This is a genomic window from Pseudomonas fluorescens (assembly GCF_041354075.1).
Lineage (GTDB): Bacteria > Pseudomonadota > Gammaproteobacteria > Pseudomonadales > Pseudomonadaceae > Aquipseudomonas > Aquipseudomonas fluorescens_CE.
Window position 1 is genome coordinate 1 of record NZ_JARZGC010000002.1, and the last position, 14,289, is coordinate 14,289.

The 14,289-nt window shown below is 61.4% G+C and carries 13 protein-coding genes; 9 read left to right on the plus strand and 4 right to left on the minus strand.

What is annotated here, in order from left to right; translation table 11 throughout:
- Positions 1–56: 56 nt before the first annotated feature.
- Both rnhA and QIW53_RS02280 read right to left on the minus strand, forming a co-directional pair.
- Entirely contained in the window at positions 57–509 is a 453-nt protein-coding gene (gene rnhA / locus QIW53_RS02275) for a ribonuclease HI (RefSeq protein ID WP_371048080.1), read from the minus strand.
- Positions 510–599: 90 nt separating this feature from the next.
- Positions 600–1,358, minus strand: a complete 759-nt coding sequence (locus QIW53_RS02280; protein ID WP_371048081.1) for a methyltransferase domain-containing protein — start codon at positions 1,356–1,358, stop codon at positions 600–602.
- Between the two features lie 65 nt (positions 1,359–1,423).
- Here QIW53_RS02280 and gloB point away from each other — a divergent pair, with 65 nt between their 5' ends.
- The 8 genes from gloB (at position 1,424) to fabI (ending at position 12,123) form a co-directional block, all read left to right on the plus strand.
- Complete coding sequence (gloB, locus tag QIW53_RS02285; RefSeq protein ID WP_371048082.1) at positions 1,424–2,191, plus strand: hydroxyacylglutathione hydrolase; 768 nt, start codon at positions 1,424–1,426, stop codon at positions 2,189–2,191.
- 99 nt (positions 2,192–2,290) lie between these two features.
- Entirely contained in the window at positions 2,291–3,763 is a 1,473-nt protein-coding gene (locus tag QIW53_RS02290) for a transglycosylase SLT domain-containing protein (RefSeq protein WP_371048083.1), read from the plus strand.
- A 165-nt stretch (positions 3,764–3,928) separates the two neighbouring features.
- The gene (locus QIW53_RS02295) at positions 3,929–5,761 is read left to right on the plus strand and encodes an extracellular solute-binding protein (protein ID WP_371048084.1); all 1,833 of its coding nucleotides are present in this window, start codon (positions 3,929–3,931) and stop codon (positions 5,759–5,761) included.
- Positions 5,758–7,599 (plus strand): extracellular solute-binding protein, encoded by a 1,842-nt coding sequence (locus tag QIW53_RS02300; RefSeq protein WP_371048085.1) that lies wholly within the window; start codon positions 5,758–5,760, stop codon positions 7,597–7,599. The genes QIW53_RS02295 and QIW53_RS02300 overlap by 4 nt, the downstream gene beginning before the upstream one ends.
- 3 nt (positions 7,600–7,602) lie before the next feature.
- Positions 7,603–8,676 carry a microcin C ABC transporter permease YejB gene (locus QIW53_RS02305; protein ID WP_371048086.1) on the plus strand — a complete coding sequence of 358 codons (1,074 nt, stop codon included), beginning with the start codon at positions 7,603–7,605 and terminating at the stop codon, positions 8,674–8,676.
- 1 nt (position 8,677) lies between these two features.
- Entirely contained in the window at positions 8,678–9,697 is a 1,020-nt protein-coding gene (locus tag QIW53_RS02310) for an ABC transporter permease (RefSeq protein ID WP_371048087.1), read from the plus strand.
- 1 nt (position 9,698) lies between these two features.
- On the plus strand, positions 9,699–11,309 hold the full coding sequence (locus tag QIW53_RS02315) for an ABC transporter ATP-binding protein (protein ID WP_192303000.1): 1,611 nt from the start codon (positions 9,699–9,701) through the stop codon (positions 11,307–11,309).
- 19 nt (positions 11,310–11,328) lie between these two features.
- The gene (gene fabI, locus QIW53_RS02320; protein ID WP_371048088.1) at positions 11,329–12,123 is read left to right on the plus strand and encodes an enoyl-ACP reductase FabI; all 795 of its coding nucleotides are present in this window, start codon (positions 11,329–11,331) and stop codon (positions 12,121–12,123) included.
- A 46-nt stretch (positions 12,124–12,169) separates the two neighbouring features.
- On the opposite strand, the gene QIW53_RS02325 is transcribed toward fabI, so the two are convergent.
- Positions 12,170–13,027, minus strand: a complete 858-nt coding sequence (locus QIW53_RS02325) for a LysR family transcriptional regulator (RefSeq protein WP_371048089.1) — start codon at positions 13,025–13,027, stop codon at positions 12,170–12,172.
- Between the two features lie 113 nt (positions 13,028–13,140).
- On the opposite strand from QIW53_RS02325, the gene QIW53_RS02330 reads away from it, so the two are divergent.
- The gene (locus QIW53_RS02330; RefSeq protein ID WP_371048090.1) at positions 13,141–13,566 is read left to right on the plus strand and encodes a VOC family protein; all 426 of its coding nucleotides are present in this window, start codon (positions 13,141–13,143) and stop codon (positions 13,564–13,566) included.
- A gap of 92 nt (positions 13,567–13,658) precedes the next feature.
- Here QIW53_RS02330 and QIW53_RS02335 read toward each other — a convergent pair whose 3' ends face one another.
- Positions 13,659–14,240, minus strand: coding sequence for a GGDEF domain-containing protein (locus QIW53_RS02335; protein WP_371048091.1), 582 nt, complete (start codon positions 14,238–14,240; stop codon positions 13,659–13,661).
- Positions 14,241–14,289: the final 49 nt, after the last annotated feature.

Consider the following 14,289-nt stretch of genomic DNA (forward strand, 5'->3'; position numbering starts at 1 on the left):
CCCACATAGAGTCCAGTGTGGGAGCGAGCCTGCTCGCGATAAGGTCAACGCTGTGCTCAGCCCTGCTTGTAACCCCGCACCTCATCCACCCCCCGGTTGGCCAACTGGTCGGCCCGCTCGTTGCCATGATGCCCGATGTGCCCGCGCACCCACTTCCACGTGACGTTGTGACGGTTGACCTGTTCATCGAGCTGCTTCCACAGGTCGGCGTTTTTCACCGGTTCTTTCGCCGCCGTTTTCCAGCCACGCTTCTTCCAGTTGGCCATCCACTCGTTGATGCCCTTCATCACATACTGCGAGTCGGTCACCAGCAGCACGTCGCAGGACCGCTTGAGTTCTTCCAGCCCGCGGATCGCCCCCATCAGTTCCATGCGGTTATTGGTGGTATTGGCTTCGCCGCCCCACAGTTCCTTCTCGACGCCTTTGCACACCAGCAAAGCGCCCCAGCCGCCGGGGCCGGGATTGCCCTTGCAGGCGCCATCGGTGAAGAGTTCTACGCTATCGCTCATGCCAATCTATCCAGAAAATGCGCTGGCCCGCCGAGCCGCGCTCGACGAAGCCCGAGGCCGGGACGCGCCCGGCCGGGAATGAAACAGGTTTTACGGTTCGATATTGCGCCGGTTGACCTTGGCCATCGGCAGCGGGATCAGCTTGCCCATCGGCTCGCGGCGTTCCTGGCGAAGCGGGCGCAGGCCGACGACTATCTTGCGTGCCACCAATAAATAGAAGCCGCCACCCGAGAGCTGCCAGTGACCGGCCCTGCGTTCCCAACCGGCCAGCCGTGCTTGCCAGGCGGGCGACGCAAGCGGCGGACGATAGCACCCGAAGCGGCGTTTCTCCAGCGCGAAACCCAGCAGGTTAAGCCAGTCACCGACCCGTGACGGGGAAATACAACGGGCCTTGCGCAAGGCGTCATGGGCAAATACATGCCGCAGCCCCCAGGTGCTCCAGGGGTTGATCCCGACGATCAGCAAATGCCCGCCGGGCCGCACGCTGCTGGCTGCCTCGCGCAGCAGACCGTGGGGCGACAGGCAAAAATCCAGGCCGTGCTGCAACACCACCACATCGGCAGCATGTTCACTCAACGGCCAGGCCTGTTCTTCACAGACGATCTCGACTCCCGGCAACGGCGCGCCGAGTCGCACATTGCGCTGCACCTGCGGTGCCGAAGGCGGTGTTTCGGCCGACGGACCGTAATGCACCAGGTAGCCGCCGAAGAAACGCCCCAGCTCCTCTTCGAGCATGCGCCGCTCTTCGTCCAGCAAAAATTGCCCAAGCGGGCCGGACAGCCATTCACGGGCCGCGCTGATCAACGCCAGCCAGTCAGGATCAGCCTGAGCGAACGCTTTATCGGTCATTGCATTCTCCAACGCGCCAGGAAGTTCTAAGATGCGCCATTGTTTACCGCTTGGCGAATCCGACGATGATACAGATCACAGCCCTGCCCGCCTTCACAGACAACTACATCTGGTTGTTACAAGACCCCGACACCCGACGTTGCGCCGTGGTCGATCCGGGCGATGCCGCACCGGTGCAGGCCTGGCTGGCCGATAATCCGGGCTGGGTGCTCAGTGACATTCTGATCACTCATCACCATCACGACCATGTGGGCGGTGTCGAACAGCTGAAAAAAGCGACAGACGCGAAGGTCTACGGCCCCGCCAGCGAAAAAATCCCGGCGCGCGACGTTGCCCTCAAGGACAATGACCGCCTCAACGTCCTGGGTTGGGACTTTGAAGTGTTCGCGGTTCCCGGCCATACCCTGGGCCACATCGCCTTCTATCATGACGGCGTGCTGTTCTGTGGTGACACCCTGTTCGCCGCCGGCTGCGGACGCCTGTTCGAAGGCACACCCGAGCAGATGCACGCCTCGCTGCGCCGTCTCGCGGCCCTGCCCGAGCAGACGCGGGTCTACTGCACTCACGAATACACCCTGAGCAACCTGCGCTTTGCCGTCGCGGTCGAGCCCGGCAACCGGCACACCGCCGAACGCCTGGCCGATGTCACGCAAAAACGTCAGGCCGGGATCATTACCCTGCCATCGACCCTGGCCCTGGAAAAGCTGACGAACCCGTTTCTGAGAACCGGTGAAACATCCGTTAAAGATAAAGTGGACGAACGGAATGGCCCGCAAGACCGGGCTCCCAGTGCGGTTTTTGCGGCTCTGAGGGCGTGGAAAGACACCTTCTGAGAGGCCCCTGCGTCACTGGGGCCGATCGCAATGGTTGACCGCAGGGGGTGCGCTTTCTAGAATCGCCCGACATTTTTGCCCGGAACTTACTTCCAGCCAATGTCGTCATCTATTCGTAAGTCCGTCCATTCAGACGCATTGACCCGCCTGGCGCAAGCCATAGCGGTGGCTGTGTCCGCCACGCTGGCGGGCTGTTCCAGCCATGTGCCCCAGACTGAAGCGACTCACACGCCGAACATTGCCGCGCGGGCCAAACAGAAGCCGATCTGGCTCAGCGAAAAGCCGAGCCCGCAAGTTCCGCAGGATGTCTGGGAACGCATGCGCCAGGGCTTCCAGCTGCAGGAAGGCCTGGGCGTCAACCCGCGCATCGAGCAACAGCGCCTGTGGTTCGCCAGCAACCCCTCCTTCCTCGAGAACGCCGGCGAACGCGGCAGCCTCTATATTCATTACATCGTCGAACGCCTCGAAGAACGCAACATGCCGCTGGAACTGGCGCTGCTGCCGGTGATTGAAAGCGCCTACAACCCGATGGCCTATTCCCGGGCCGATGCGGTTGGCCTGTGGCAGTTCATCCCGTCCACCGGGCGTTACTTCAACCTGCGCCAGACCCGCTTCTATGATGGCCGTCGCGACATCACCGCTTCGACCACCGCCGCGATGGATTACCTGACACGCCTGCACGACATGTTCAACGGCGACTGGTTGCTGGCCCTGGCGGCCTACAACGCCGGCGAAGGGACTGTCAGCCGTGCCATCGAGCGCAACGAAAAGCTGGGCCTGCCCACCGATTACTGGAACCTGCCACTGCCATCTGAAACCCAGGCCTATGTGCCGAAGTTGCTGGCGCTGTCGCAAGTCGTGCTGGCTCCCGAAGCCTATGGCGTGAACCTCAACCCGATCGCCAACGAACCGTATTTCCAGGTGGTCGAGATCAACCAGCGCATGGACCTGTCCAAGGTCGCCGCCGTGGCCAATATCGACGAGGACGAGCTGTTCCAGCTCAACCCGGCCTTCAAGCAGCGCACCACCATCGACGGGCCCCAGCACCTGCTGGTGCCAACGTCCAAGGCGCAGCTGTTGACGACCAGCCTGTCGACCATGCGTCCGGAAGAACTGATCAGCAAGCGCCCGCTCAAGCCGGTCTTCGAAGGTGCCGACAGCCCCCGGATCGCCAGCGCCAAGCGCAGCTATCGGGTCAAACGTGGCGACAACCTGGGCACCATCGCCAAGGCCAACAAGGTCGACGTCAAGGATCTGCAACGCTGGAACAAGCTGACCGGGCAGAATCTGAAGGTCGGCCAGACGCTGGTGATGCAGGACAACAGCGAGCGCAACAGCCAACGCAACAGCAAGCGCAGCAGCGGGCGAGTTGACACCGTGGTCGCGGCCAACAGCAAAACGAAGGCCAAAGGCAAGAAAGAGCAGACCCAGTACAAGGTTCAGCAGGGCGATTCGCTGTACATCGTCGCCAAGCGTTTCAACGTCGAGATGCAACACCTCAAGCGCTGGAACCCACGGGTCGGCAAGGCCCTCAAGCCTGGACAGATGCTCACCGTCGCATCGCCGCGCTAATGACAATCCCCTGAATTCAGGGGATTTTTTTATGTGAGCGCGAGCTCGCCAAGCGGCCTTGCGCCAACAATTAACCCCGCATTAACGCCCTGTCTTTTTCCTGTCCATACAAGCTGTTACTGTACGAGCCATAAAAGCCCAAGCCGCATGGATCGGATTTCTGACTTGACGCGTCCCCTCCTCACTCTGCTGATCAGCCTGGTCTTGAGCTCCTCTGCAAACGCGACGATCAGCGAAAGTCACGGTTATGCGCAGTTCGGCACACTCAAGTACCCGGCCAGATTTACCCACTTCGACTGGGTTAACCCGCAAGCCCCCAAGGGTGGCACGTTGCGGGTGATGGCGTTTGGCACCTTCGATACGCTCAACCCCTACACCTTCAAGGGCTCCAGCCCGGTCTCCACGCCGAACTTCCTGCAATACGGCATCAACGAACTCAATGAGCCGCTGATGGTTGGCACTGGCCAGTACGCACCGTCCGGAGACGAACCCACCTCCAGCTATGGCCTGATCGCCCAATCGGTCGAGTACAGCGAGGACCGCAGTTGGGTGGTGTTCAACCTGCGCCCGGAAGCACGCTTCCACGATGGCGTGCCGATCACCGCCTACGACGTGGCGTTCTCCTACCGCCTGCTGCTCAAGGAAGGCCACCCGCAATACCGCACCAACCTGCAGGAAGTGTTGCGCGTCGATGTGCTCAACCCGCATCGCATCCGGTTTGTCTTCAAGCGCAGCGGCAATCCGCTGCTGATCCTGCGCCTGGGCGAATTGCCGGTGCTGCCGCAGCATTACTGGAAAGGTCGAGACTTCAAGGCAACCACTTTCGAGCCGCCGCTGGGCAGCGGCCCGTACCGCATCACTTCGGTCACGCCCGGCCGGCAGATCGTCTTCGAACGGGTCAAGGACTATTGGGGCAAGGACCTGCCGGTCAATCGCGGCAAGTACAACGTCGACCGCATGGAAGTGGAGTTTTATCGCGACAGCGACGTGGCGTTCGAAGCGTTCAAGGCCGGCGAGTTCGACATCTACATCGAGCACCAGGCCAAGAACTGGGACACCGGCTACCGCTTCCCGGCGGTCAACCGGGGTGAGGTGATCAAGGCACAGATTGCCCACCAGATCCCGACCCAGACCCAGGGGCTGTTCATGAACACCCGTCGGGCGACGTTGTCCGACACGAAGGTGCGTGAAGCGTTGGGTCTGATGTTCGACTTCGAGTGGACCAATCGCACCCTGTTCAGCGGCGCCTACAAAAGGGCCATGAGCTATTACCCCAACAGCGAGTTTTCCGCCAGCGGCCTGCCGGTCGGTCACGAATGGCTGATGCTCAAGCCGTACCGCGAGCAGTTGCCTGCCCGCTTGTTCACCGAGCCGTTCACCCTGGCGCAGACCCAGGGGCGCGGCATTCCCCGTGAAACCATGCGCGCCGCCCTGGGCCTGCTGGCCGAGGCCGGCTGGAAACTCAATGGCCAGCAACTGCAGAATGCCGCCGGCCAGCCGCTGCGCCTGGAGATCCTGCTGGTCAATCCGAACCTGGAGCGCATTCTCCAGCCTTACGTCGAGAACCTCGCCAGCATCGGTATCGATGCCCGGCTGCGTACCGTGGATCGCGCCCAGTACAAGCAGCGCCTCGATCAGTTCGACTTCGACATGATCCTGATGACCCAGAGCCAGACCCTGAGCCCGGGCCTGGAACAGTGGCAGTACTTTCACTCAAGCCAGGCCGGGATCAAGGGCAGCAAGAACTACGCGGGCATCGCCAATCCTGTGGTCGATCACCTGCTTGATCAATTGCTCGCCGCCAGGACCCGAGACGAACAGGTGGCCGCCGGCAAGGCCCTGGATCGGGTGCTGCTGTGGCAGCACTACATCATTCCCAACTGGTATCTCAACTATCACCGCCTGGCGTACCGCAACCGGTTCGCCTTCGTCACCACGCCGCCCTACACCCTGGGCCTGAGCGCGTGGTGGTTGAAATCTTCGGAGAAAGATCGATGAAACCTGTACGCGCCCTGCTCCTGCAGGCTGGCGGCCTGTTGTTCAGCGGACTGGCCTGCGCCGCTCCGCAACACGCCGTCACGCTTTACAACGAGCCGCCAAAATACCCGGCGGACTTCAAGCACTTCGATTACGTGAACCCGGACGCGCCCAAGGGCGGGATTTTCCGTCAGGCCGGGTTTGGCGGCTTCGACAGCCTCAACCCGTTCATCAGCAAAGGCGTGCCGGCGGACGACGTCGGCCTGATCTACGACACCCTGGCCAAACAAGGCCTGGACGAACCGTTCACCGAGTACGGTTTGATTGCCGGCAAGATCGAGAAAGCCCCGGACAACAGCTGGGTGCGCTTTTACCTGCGCCCGGAGGCACGCTTCCACGACGGCCATCCGGTACGCGCCGAAGACGTGGTGTTCAGCTTCCAGACCCTGATCAAGGACGGCGCCCCGCTCTACCGTGGCTACTACAGCGATGTCGAAGAGGCCGTCGCCGAAGACCCGCTCACCGTGCTGTTCAAGTTCAAGCACACCAACAACCGCGAACTGCCGTTGATCCTCGGCCAGTTGCCGGTGCTGCCCAAGCACTGGTGGGCGACCCGGGATTTCACCAAGGGCAACCTGGAAATGCCGCTGGGCAGCGGGCCGTACAAGGTCACCGAAGTCAAGGCCGGCCGTTCGGTACGCTATGAGCGGGTCAAGGACTACTGGGGCAAGGACCTGCCGGCCAACCGGGGTTTCTACAACTTCGACGTGATGCTCACCGACTACTACCGCGACAACACCGTGGCCCTGGAAGCCCTCAAGGCCGGCCAGTTCGATTACTGGCTGGAGATGACCGCCAAGAACTGGGCCAATGGCTACAACATCCCGGCAGTCACCGAAGGCCGGCTGATCAAGGAACAGATCCCCAACGGCAACCCCACCGGCATGCAGGGCTTTGTCTTCAACATGCGCCGCCCGGTGTTCCAGGATGTGCGGGTGCGCCACGCCCTGACGCTGTTGATGGACTTCGAATGGACCAACAAGCAACTGTTCAATGGCGCTTATGCGCGTACCCGCAGTTTCTTCGAAAACTCGGAAATGGCCGCCACCGGCCTGCCCGATGCCGAGCAACTGGCGATCCTCGAACCGTTTCGCGGCAAGATCCCCGAGCAGGTGTTCACCGAAGCCTTCGAAAACCCGGTCACTGACGGCAGCGGCATGATCCGCACCCAGCAACGCAAGGCCTACCAGTTACTGCAGGAAGCCGGCTGGCGCATCGTCGATGACAAGATGGTCGACGCCAACGGCAAACCGGTGACCATTGAATTCCTCCTGGCCCAGACCGAGTTCGAACGGGTGCTGCTGCCCTTCAAGCGCAACCTCAGCGACCTGGGCATCGACCTGGTGATCCGCCGCGTCGACGTCTCGCAATACGTCAACCGCGTTCGCTCCCGGGACTTCGACATGATCGTCGGCAGCTTCCCGCAGTCCAACTCGCCGGGTAACGAGCAACGGGAATTCTGGAAAACAGACGCCGCCGACCGTCCCGGCAGCCGCAACTCCATGGGCCTCAAGGACCCGGTGGTGGACCAGTTGGTCGAACAGCTGATCAACGCCGATTCACGCAAAAGCCTGGTGGCCCACGCCCGCGCACTGGACCGCGTGCTGCAATGGGGTTATTACGTGATCCCCAACTGGCACATCAAGACCTGGCGCGTGGCGTACTGGAACCACATCGGGCACCCGAAAACCTCGCCCCGATATGACATCGGCATCGCCACCTGGTGGATCAAGCCGAACGTGGCGCCGGCAATAGAAGTCGAAACCAAACTGCAAGCCGACCCTGCGGGCACGGAGTAATAGATGCTGGCGTATATTTTTCGACGACTGCTGCTGATCATCCCGACGTTGTTCGGCATCCTGCTGATCAACTTCGTGATCATCCAGGCCGCTCCCGGTGGACCGGTGGAGCAGATGATCGCCAAGCTCGAAGGCTTCGAAGGCGCCACCAGCCGGATTGCCGGCGGTGGCGCCGAGGTGTCGGTGGCCGGCAGTTCCTATCGCGGCGCACAGGGCCTGGACCCGGCGCTGGTCAAGGAAATCGAGCACATGTACGGCTTCGACAAATCGGCGCCGGAACGTTTGTGGATCATGATCAAGAACTACGCGACCCTGGACTTTGGCGACAGCTTTTTCCGCGACGCCAAGGTCATCGACCTGATCAAGGAAAAGATGCCGGTGTCGATCTCCCTCGGGCTGTGGAGCACGCTGATCATGTACCTGGTGTCGATTCCGCTGGGGATCGCCAAGGCCACGCGGCACGGCAGCCACTTCGACGTCTGGACCAGTTCGGCGATCATCGTCGGTTACGCCATCCCCTCGTTCCTGTTCGCCATCCTGCTGATCGTGGTGTTTGCCGGCGGCAGCTACCTGGACTGGTTCCCGTTGCGTGGCCTGACCTCCAACAACTTCGATCAATTGAGCACGGGCGGCAAGATTCTCGACTACTTCTGGCACCTGGCATTGCCGGTGACCGCGCTGGTGATCGGCAACTTCGCGACCATGACCCTGCTGACCAAGAACAGCTTCCTGGACGAGATCAACAAGCAGTACGTGGTCACCGCCAAAGCCAAGGGTCTGACCAAAAACCGCGTGCTCTACGGTCACGTGTTCCGCAACGCCATGTTGCTGGTCATCGCCGGTTTCCCCTCTGCATTCATCGGGATTTTCTTCACCGGCTCGCTGCTGGTGGAAGTGATCTTCTCCCTCGATGGCCTGGGCCTGATGAGTTTTGAAGCGGCGATCAACCGCGATTACCCAGTGGTGTTCGGCACACTGTTCATCTTTACCCTGCTGGGGCTGCTGGTGAAACTGATCGGCGACCTCACCTACTCCTTTGTCGATCCGCGCATCGACTTCGAAAGCCGGGAGCATTGAGATGAACCTGTCCCCACTCAATCGCCGACGTTTCGAACTGTTCAAGGCCAACAAGCGTGGCTGGTGGTCATTGTGGCTGTTCCTGTTCCTGTTCGGCCTGAGCCTCGGCGCCGAGCTGATCGCCAACGACAAGCCGCTGGCGGTGCATTACGACAACAGCTGGTATTTCCCGGCGATCAAGCGCTACCCGGAAACCACCTTCGGCGGCGAATTTCCGCTGGAGGCCAACTACAAGAGCCCGTACATCCGCGAGCTGCTCAAGGCCAAGGACGCCTGGGTGCTGTGGGCGCCCATTCCCTTCAGCTACCAGAGCATCAACTACGACCTGAAAGTCCCGGCCCCCGCCCCGCCCTCGGCGGACAACCTGCTGGGCACCGACGACCAGGGGCGCGACGTCTTGGCGCGGGTGATCTACGGCTTCCGTATTTCGGTGCTGTTCGCCCTGACGCTGACCGTACTCAGCTCGATCATCGGCGTGATTGCCGGGGCCTTGCAGGGCTTCTATGGCGGCTGGGTCGATCTGGCCGGCCAGCGTTTCCTGGAAATCTGGTCGGGGTTGCCGGTGCTGTACCTGCTGATCATTCTCGCCAGTTTCGTGCAGCCCAACTTCTGGTGGTTGCTGGGGATCATGCTGCTGTTCTCCTGGATGAGCCTGGTGGACGTGGTCCGTGCCGAATTCCTGCGCGGGCGCAACCTTGAATACGTGCGCGCCGCCCGCGCGCTGGGGATGCAGAATGGCGCAATCATGTTCCGCCACATCCTGCCCAACGCCATGGTCTCGACCATGACCTTCATGCCCTTTATCCTCACCGGCGCCATCGGCACGCTGACGGCTCTGGACTTCCTCGGTTTCGGCCTGCCACCGGGCGCGCCGTCGCTGGGTGAACTGGTGGCCCAGGGCAAATCCAACCTGCAGGCGCCGTGGCTGGGCATGAGCGCGTTTGCGGTGCTGGCCCTGATGTTGAGCCTGCTGGTGTTTATCGGCGAGTCCGCTCGCGATGCCTTCGACCCGAGGAAGTGAAATGAATCAGGACAATCTGATCGAAGTGCGCGACCTGGCCGTCGAATTCGTCGTAGGCGAGCACAGCCAGCGCGTGGTGGAAGGCGTCAGTTTCGATATCAGGCGCGGCGAAACCCTGGCGCTGGTGGGTGAAAGCGGCTCCGGCAAATCGGTGACCGCGCATTCGATCCTGCGCCTGCTGCCCTACCCGCTCGCCCGCCACCCCTCGGGCACCATCGAGTATTCCGGGCAGAACCTGCTGGACCTGAAAGAGAAAACCATCCGGCACATCCGTGGCAACCGGATCGCGATGATCTTCCAGGAGCCGATGACCTCGCTCAACCCGCTGCACTCGATCGAAAAGCAGATCAATGAGGTGCTGGGCATCCACAAGGGCCTGGTCGGTAAAGTGGCGACCAGGCGGACCCTGGAATTGCTGGAGATGGTCGGCATTCCCGAGCCCGAGAAACGCCTCAAGGCTTTGCCCCACGAGCTGTCCGGCGGCCAGCGCCAGCGGGTGATGATCGCCATGGCCCTGGCCAACGAGCCAGAACTGCTGATCGCCGATGAACCGACCACCGCGCTGGACGTTACCGTTCAGCTGAAAATCCTCGAATTGCTCAAGCAATTGCAGGCCCGCCTGGGCATGGCGCTGTTACTGATCAGTCACGATTTGAACCTTGTTCGAAGAATTGCGCATCGCGTATGTGTCATGCAGCGCGGTTGCATCGTCGAACAGGCATCGTGCGAAGAGTTGTTCCGCGCGCCGCAGCATCCGTACACTCGGGAACTGCTGGCAGCGGAGCCCAGCGGCAAGCCGGCAACCAACGTTATCGGGCCGCCGCTGCTGCAGGTCGAGGACCTTAAAGTCTGGTTCCCGGTCAAGAAAGGCCTGCTGAAAAAGACCGTCGATCACATCAAGGCAGTGGACGGGATCAATTTCAGCCTGCCCCAGGGGCAGACGTTGGGCATTGTCGGCGAGAGCGGTTCCGGCAAATCGACGTTAGGCCTGGCGATTTTGCGTTTGATCGGCAGCCAAGGGGCGATCCGGTTCGAAGGCAAGCAGCTAGACTGCATGACGCAACAACAGGTTCGGCCGCTGCGTCGGGAGATGCAGGTGGTGTTTCAGGACCCTTTCGGCAGCCTGAGCCCGCGAATGTGCGTGAGCCAGATCGTCGGCGAGGGCCTGCGGATCCACGGGATCGGCACCGAGGCGGAACAGGAACAAGCGATTATTGCGGCATTGAAGGAGGTAGGCCTGGATCCGGACACCCGGAACCGCTACCCCCACGAATTTTCCGGAGGGCAACGGCAGAGAATCGCCATTGCCCGGGCACTGGTGTTGAAACCGGCGCTGATCCTGCTGGACGAGCCGACCTCAGCCCTCGACCGGACAGTGCAGCGCCAAGTGGTGGAGCTGCTGCGTTCACTGCAAAGCAAGTACAACCTGACGTATCTGTTCATCAGCCATGACCTGGCTGTCGTCAAGGCGCTGAGCCACCAGTTGATGGTGGTCAAGCATGGCCAAGTGGTCGAACAGGGAGACGCGCAAAGTATCTTTGCCGCCCCCCAACATCCGTATACACAGCAGTTGCTGGAAGCCGCTTTCCTGGCTCCAGCCACTGCGCAATAACCTGAAAGAGGAGCAACACATGGGTTTTCTCGCCGGTAAGCGCGTACTGATCGTCGGTGTCGCCAGCAAGCTGTCCATCGCATCCGGCATCGCCGCCGCCATGCATCGCGAGGGCGCTGAGCTTGCCTTCACTTATCAGAACGACAAACTCAAGGGTCGTGTCGAAGAGTTCGCCCAAGGCTGGGGTTCCAGCCCGGAACTGTGCTTCCCGTGCGACGTGGCCAGCGATGAAGAAATCGCCAAGGTCTTCGAAGCGCTGAGCAAGAAGTGGGACGGCCTGGACTGCATCGTGCACTCCGTCGGCTTCGCCCCGGGCGACCAACTGGACGGCGACTTCACCGAAGCCACCACCCGTGAAGGTTTCCGCATCGCTCACGACATCAGCGCCTACAGCTTCGTGGCCCTGGCCAAGGCCGGTCGCGAAATGATGAAGGGCCGCAACGGCAGCCTGCTGACCCTGTCGTACCTGGGCGCCGAGCGCACCATGCCGAACTACAACGTGATGGGCATGGCCAAGGCTTCGCTGGAAGCTGGCGTACGTTACCTGGCCGGTTCCCTGGGCCCGGACGGCACCCGCGTCAACGCCGTATCGGCCGGTCCGATCCGCACCCTCGCCGCCTCCGGCATCAAGAACTTCCGCAAAATGCTGGCCGCCAACGAAGCGCAAACCCCGCTGCGTCGCAACGTCACCATCGACGAAGTCGGCAACGCCGGCGCCTTCCTGTGCTCGGACCTGGCGTCCGGCATCAGCGGCGAAATCATGTACGTGGACGGCGGTTTCAACACCACGGCCATGGGCAACATCGAAGAGTAATCTTCGGCGCGCCGAATAAAAGAACCCGCCTTGATTGGCGGGTTTTTTATGCCTGCAAGCATTCGGCAAACAATTGCTGAATCGGCAGGTTGCGCTGACTGTAACGCTGCAACAGCACGATCTCGCGGTGAAACGTCAATTCGCCCAAGCGGATGATCCTCACCCTCGCACCATGCTCCAGCCACAACCCGGCCTCGGGCAGCAGTGAAATCCCCAGTCCGCATTCGACCATCTTCACAATGGCTTCCAGTTCATCCAGCTCCAGCGCCGCCTGCACGTCGATCTGCTGCTCGCGCAGAAAGCGCGTCACCAGCCGCCCGCCGAACGAGTTGCGGTCATAGCGCACGTGGGGGTGTTCGGCCAGCAACTGCAGCGGATCATCGCCTTCCAGGTCGGCCGGGACGATCAGAACGAACGGCTCGCGGCGAATGACCTGGGCCGACAGCTCCTTGGGCAGCTCGAACGGTGGCTTGATCAGGATAGCCAGGTCCACTTCGCCAGTGTCCACTTGACTGAGCAGGTTGAGCGACACGCCGGGCACCAGCTTCGGCTCCAGCAGTGGTGCCTGTTGACGCAAGCGCAACAGGGCCTGAGGCAGAAGGCCGGTCTGGGCCGTGGCCACCGCGCCGATCTTCAATTCGCCTCGGTACTCGCTGACATCGTCGCTGACGGCCATGCGGCTGAAGGTCTCGAGCATGTCCCGGGCCATTGGCAATGCGCGTTGGCCCGCCGCATTGAGAATGGCTTGGCGGCCGGTGCGGTCGAACAGCCGAATGCCCAGCGCCTGCTCCAGATTGCGCATCTGCGCACTCACCGCCGATTGGGTCAGGCCAATGTGCAAGCCGGCCGCTGCGAAGGTTCCGTAGCGCGCCACCGCCAGGAAGGTTTTCAGTTCACGCAGCATCATGCCCCCATTGATCGAAATTATTTGAGCTCGAAGCGAAAAATATCGTCTTTCAATCAAAAATCACAGCGCTAAACTCAGTGTTACTGACCCATTGCCTGCGAGCCTCCCTGATGCAACTGTCCCCTTTTCACCTGGCCATCCCTGTATACGACCTTCAAGCGGCCCGCACCTTTTACGGCGAAGTCTTCGGCCTGGAGGAAGGTCGTTCCAGCGACCACTGGGTCGACTTCAACTTTTTCGGCCATCAATTGGTGATTCACCTGGCGCCGAAAAACGCTTCCCAGGAAGCTGCGCACACCAATGCCGTAGACGGCCACGACGTGCCAGTGCCGCATTTCGGTGTGGTATTGGGGATGGCGCAATGGGAAGCACTGGCCGAACGCCTGAAGGCCCGCGAAACCCGCTTCGTGATCGAGCCGGGCATTCGCTTCAAGGGATTGGTGGGTGAGCAGGCGACCATGTTCCTGTTCGACCCCTGCGGCAACGCGCTGGAGTTCAAGGCGTTCAAGGACATTGGCCAACTGTTTGCGAAATAGTGCGCAATGCCGGGCACGCCATCGCGAGCAGGCTCGCTCCCACAGTTTTTGGCACTCCAATCTGTGGGAGCGAGCCTGCTCGCGATGAGGGCCTAACTGGAGAAACCGCGATCCCTCGCACCCAGCATCCCTTCAACCGAGCCATGCAGCGCCGGCTCGTATTCGATCTGATCAATACTGAATCGAATCTCGTAACTGCGGCGCATCGTGGCATCGCGTTCATCGAGTATTTCCTCGATCCGCGCCTTGATCGCGCCCAGCTCCACCGCACTCGAACCGGTCAACAACACCCCGAATTCATCGTCGGCGAGCCGGCCGACCACGTCACTTTCGCGGAAGGCGATGCGCAACACGTCAGCGAACGTCTTCAGCGCATCGTCGCCCTCTGCGCGGCCATACAGATAATTGATGTGCTTGAAGTGATCAAGGTCGAAAAACAGCAGCGTGGCGGGGATTTCCAGCTGTTGGCAGGCATCGAGCCCCAACTGCGCCAGTGCCGTGAAACCGTGGCGATTGGACAGCAGCGTCAGCTCGTCCATGCTGGCCATGGTCACGCCGATGACTTGCTGCTCGGCGGCGCGGGCCATGTCGCGCAAGGTCGTGCGGATTTGCTGCGGTGAAAGCGAAGGGGCGCTGCTGGCGCCGTGTTTGAGCGGTTTGCCTGGGATCAGCATCAGTGGCTCCGGTGGTGGGCGTGTACTTTAGATGCCCCGGGAACCCCTT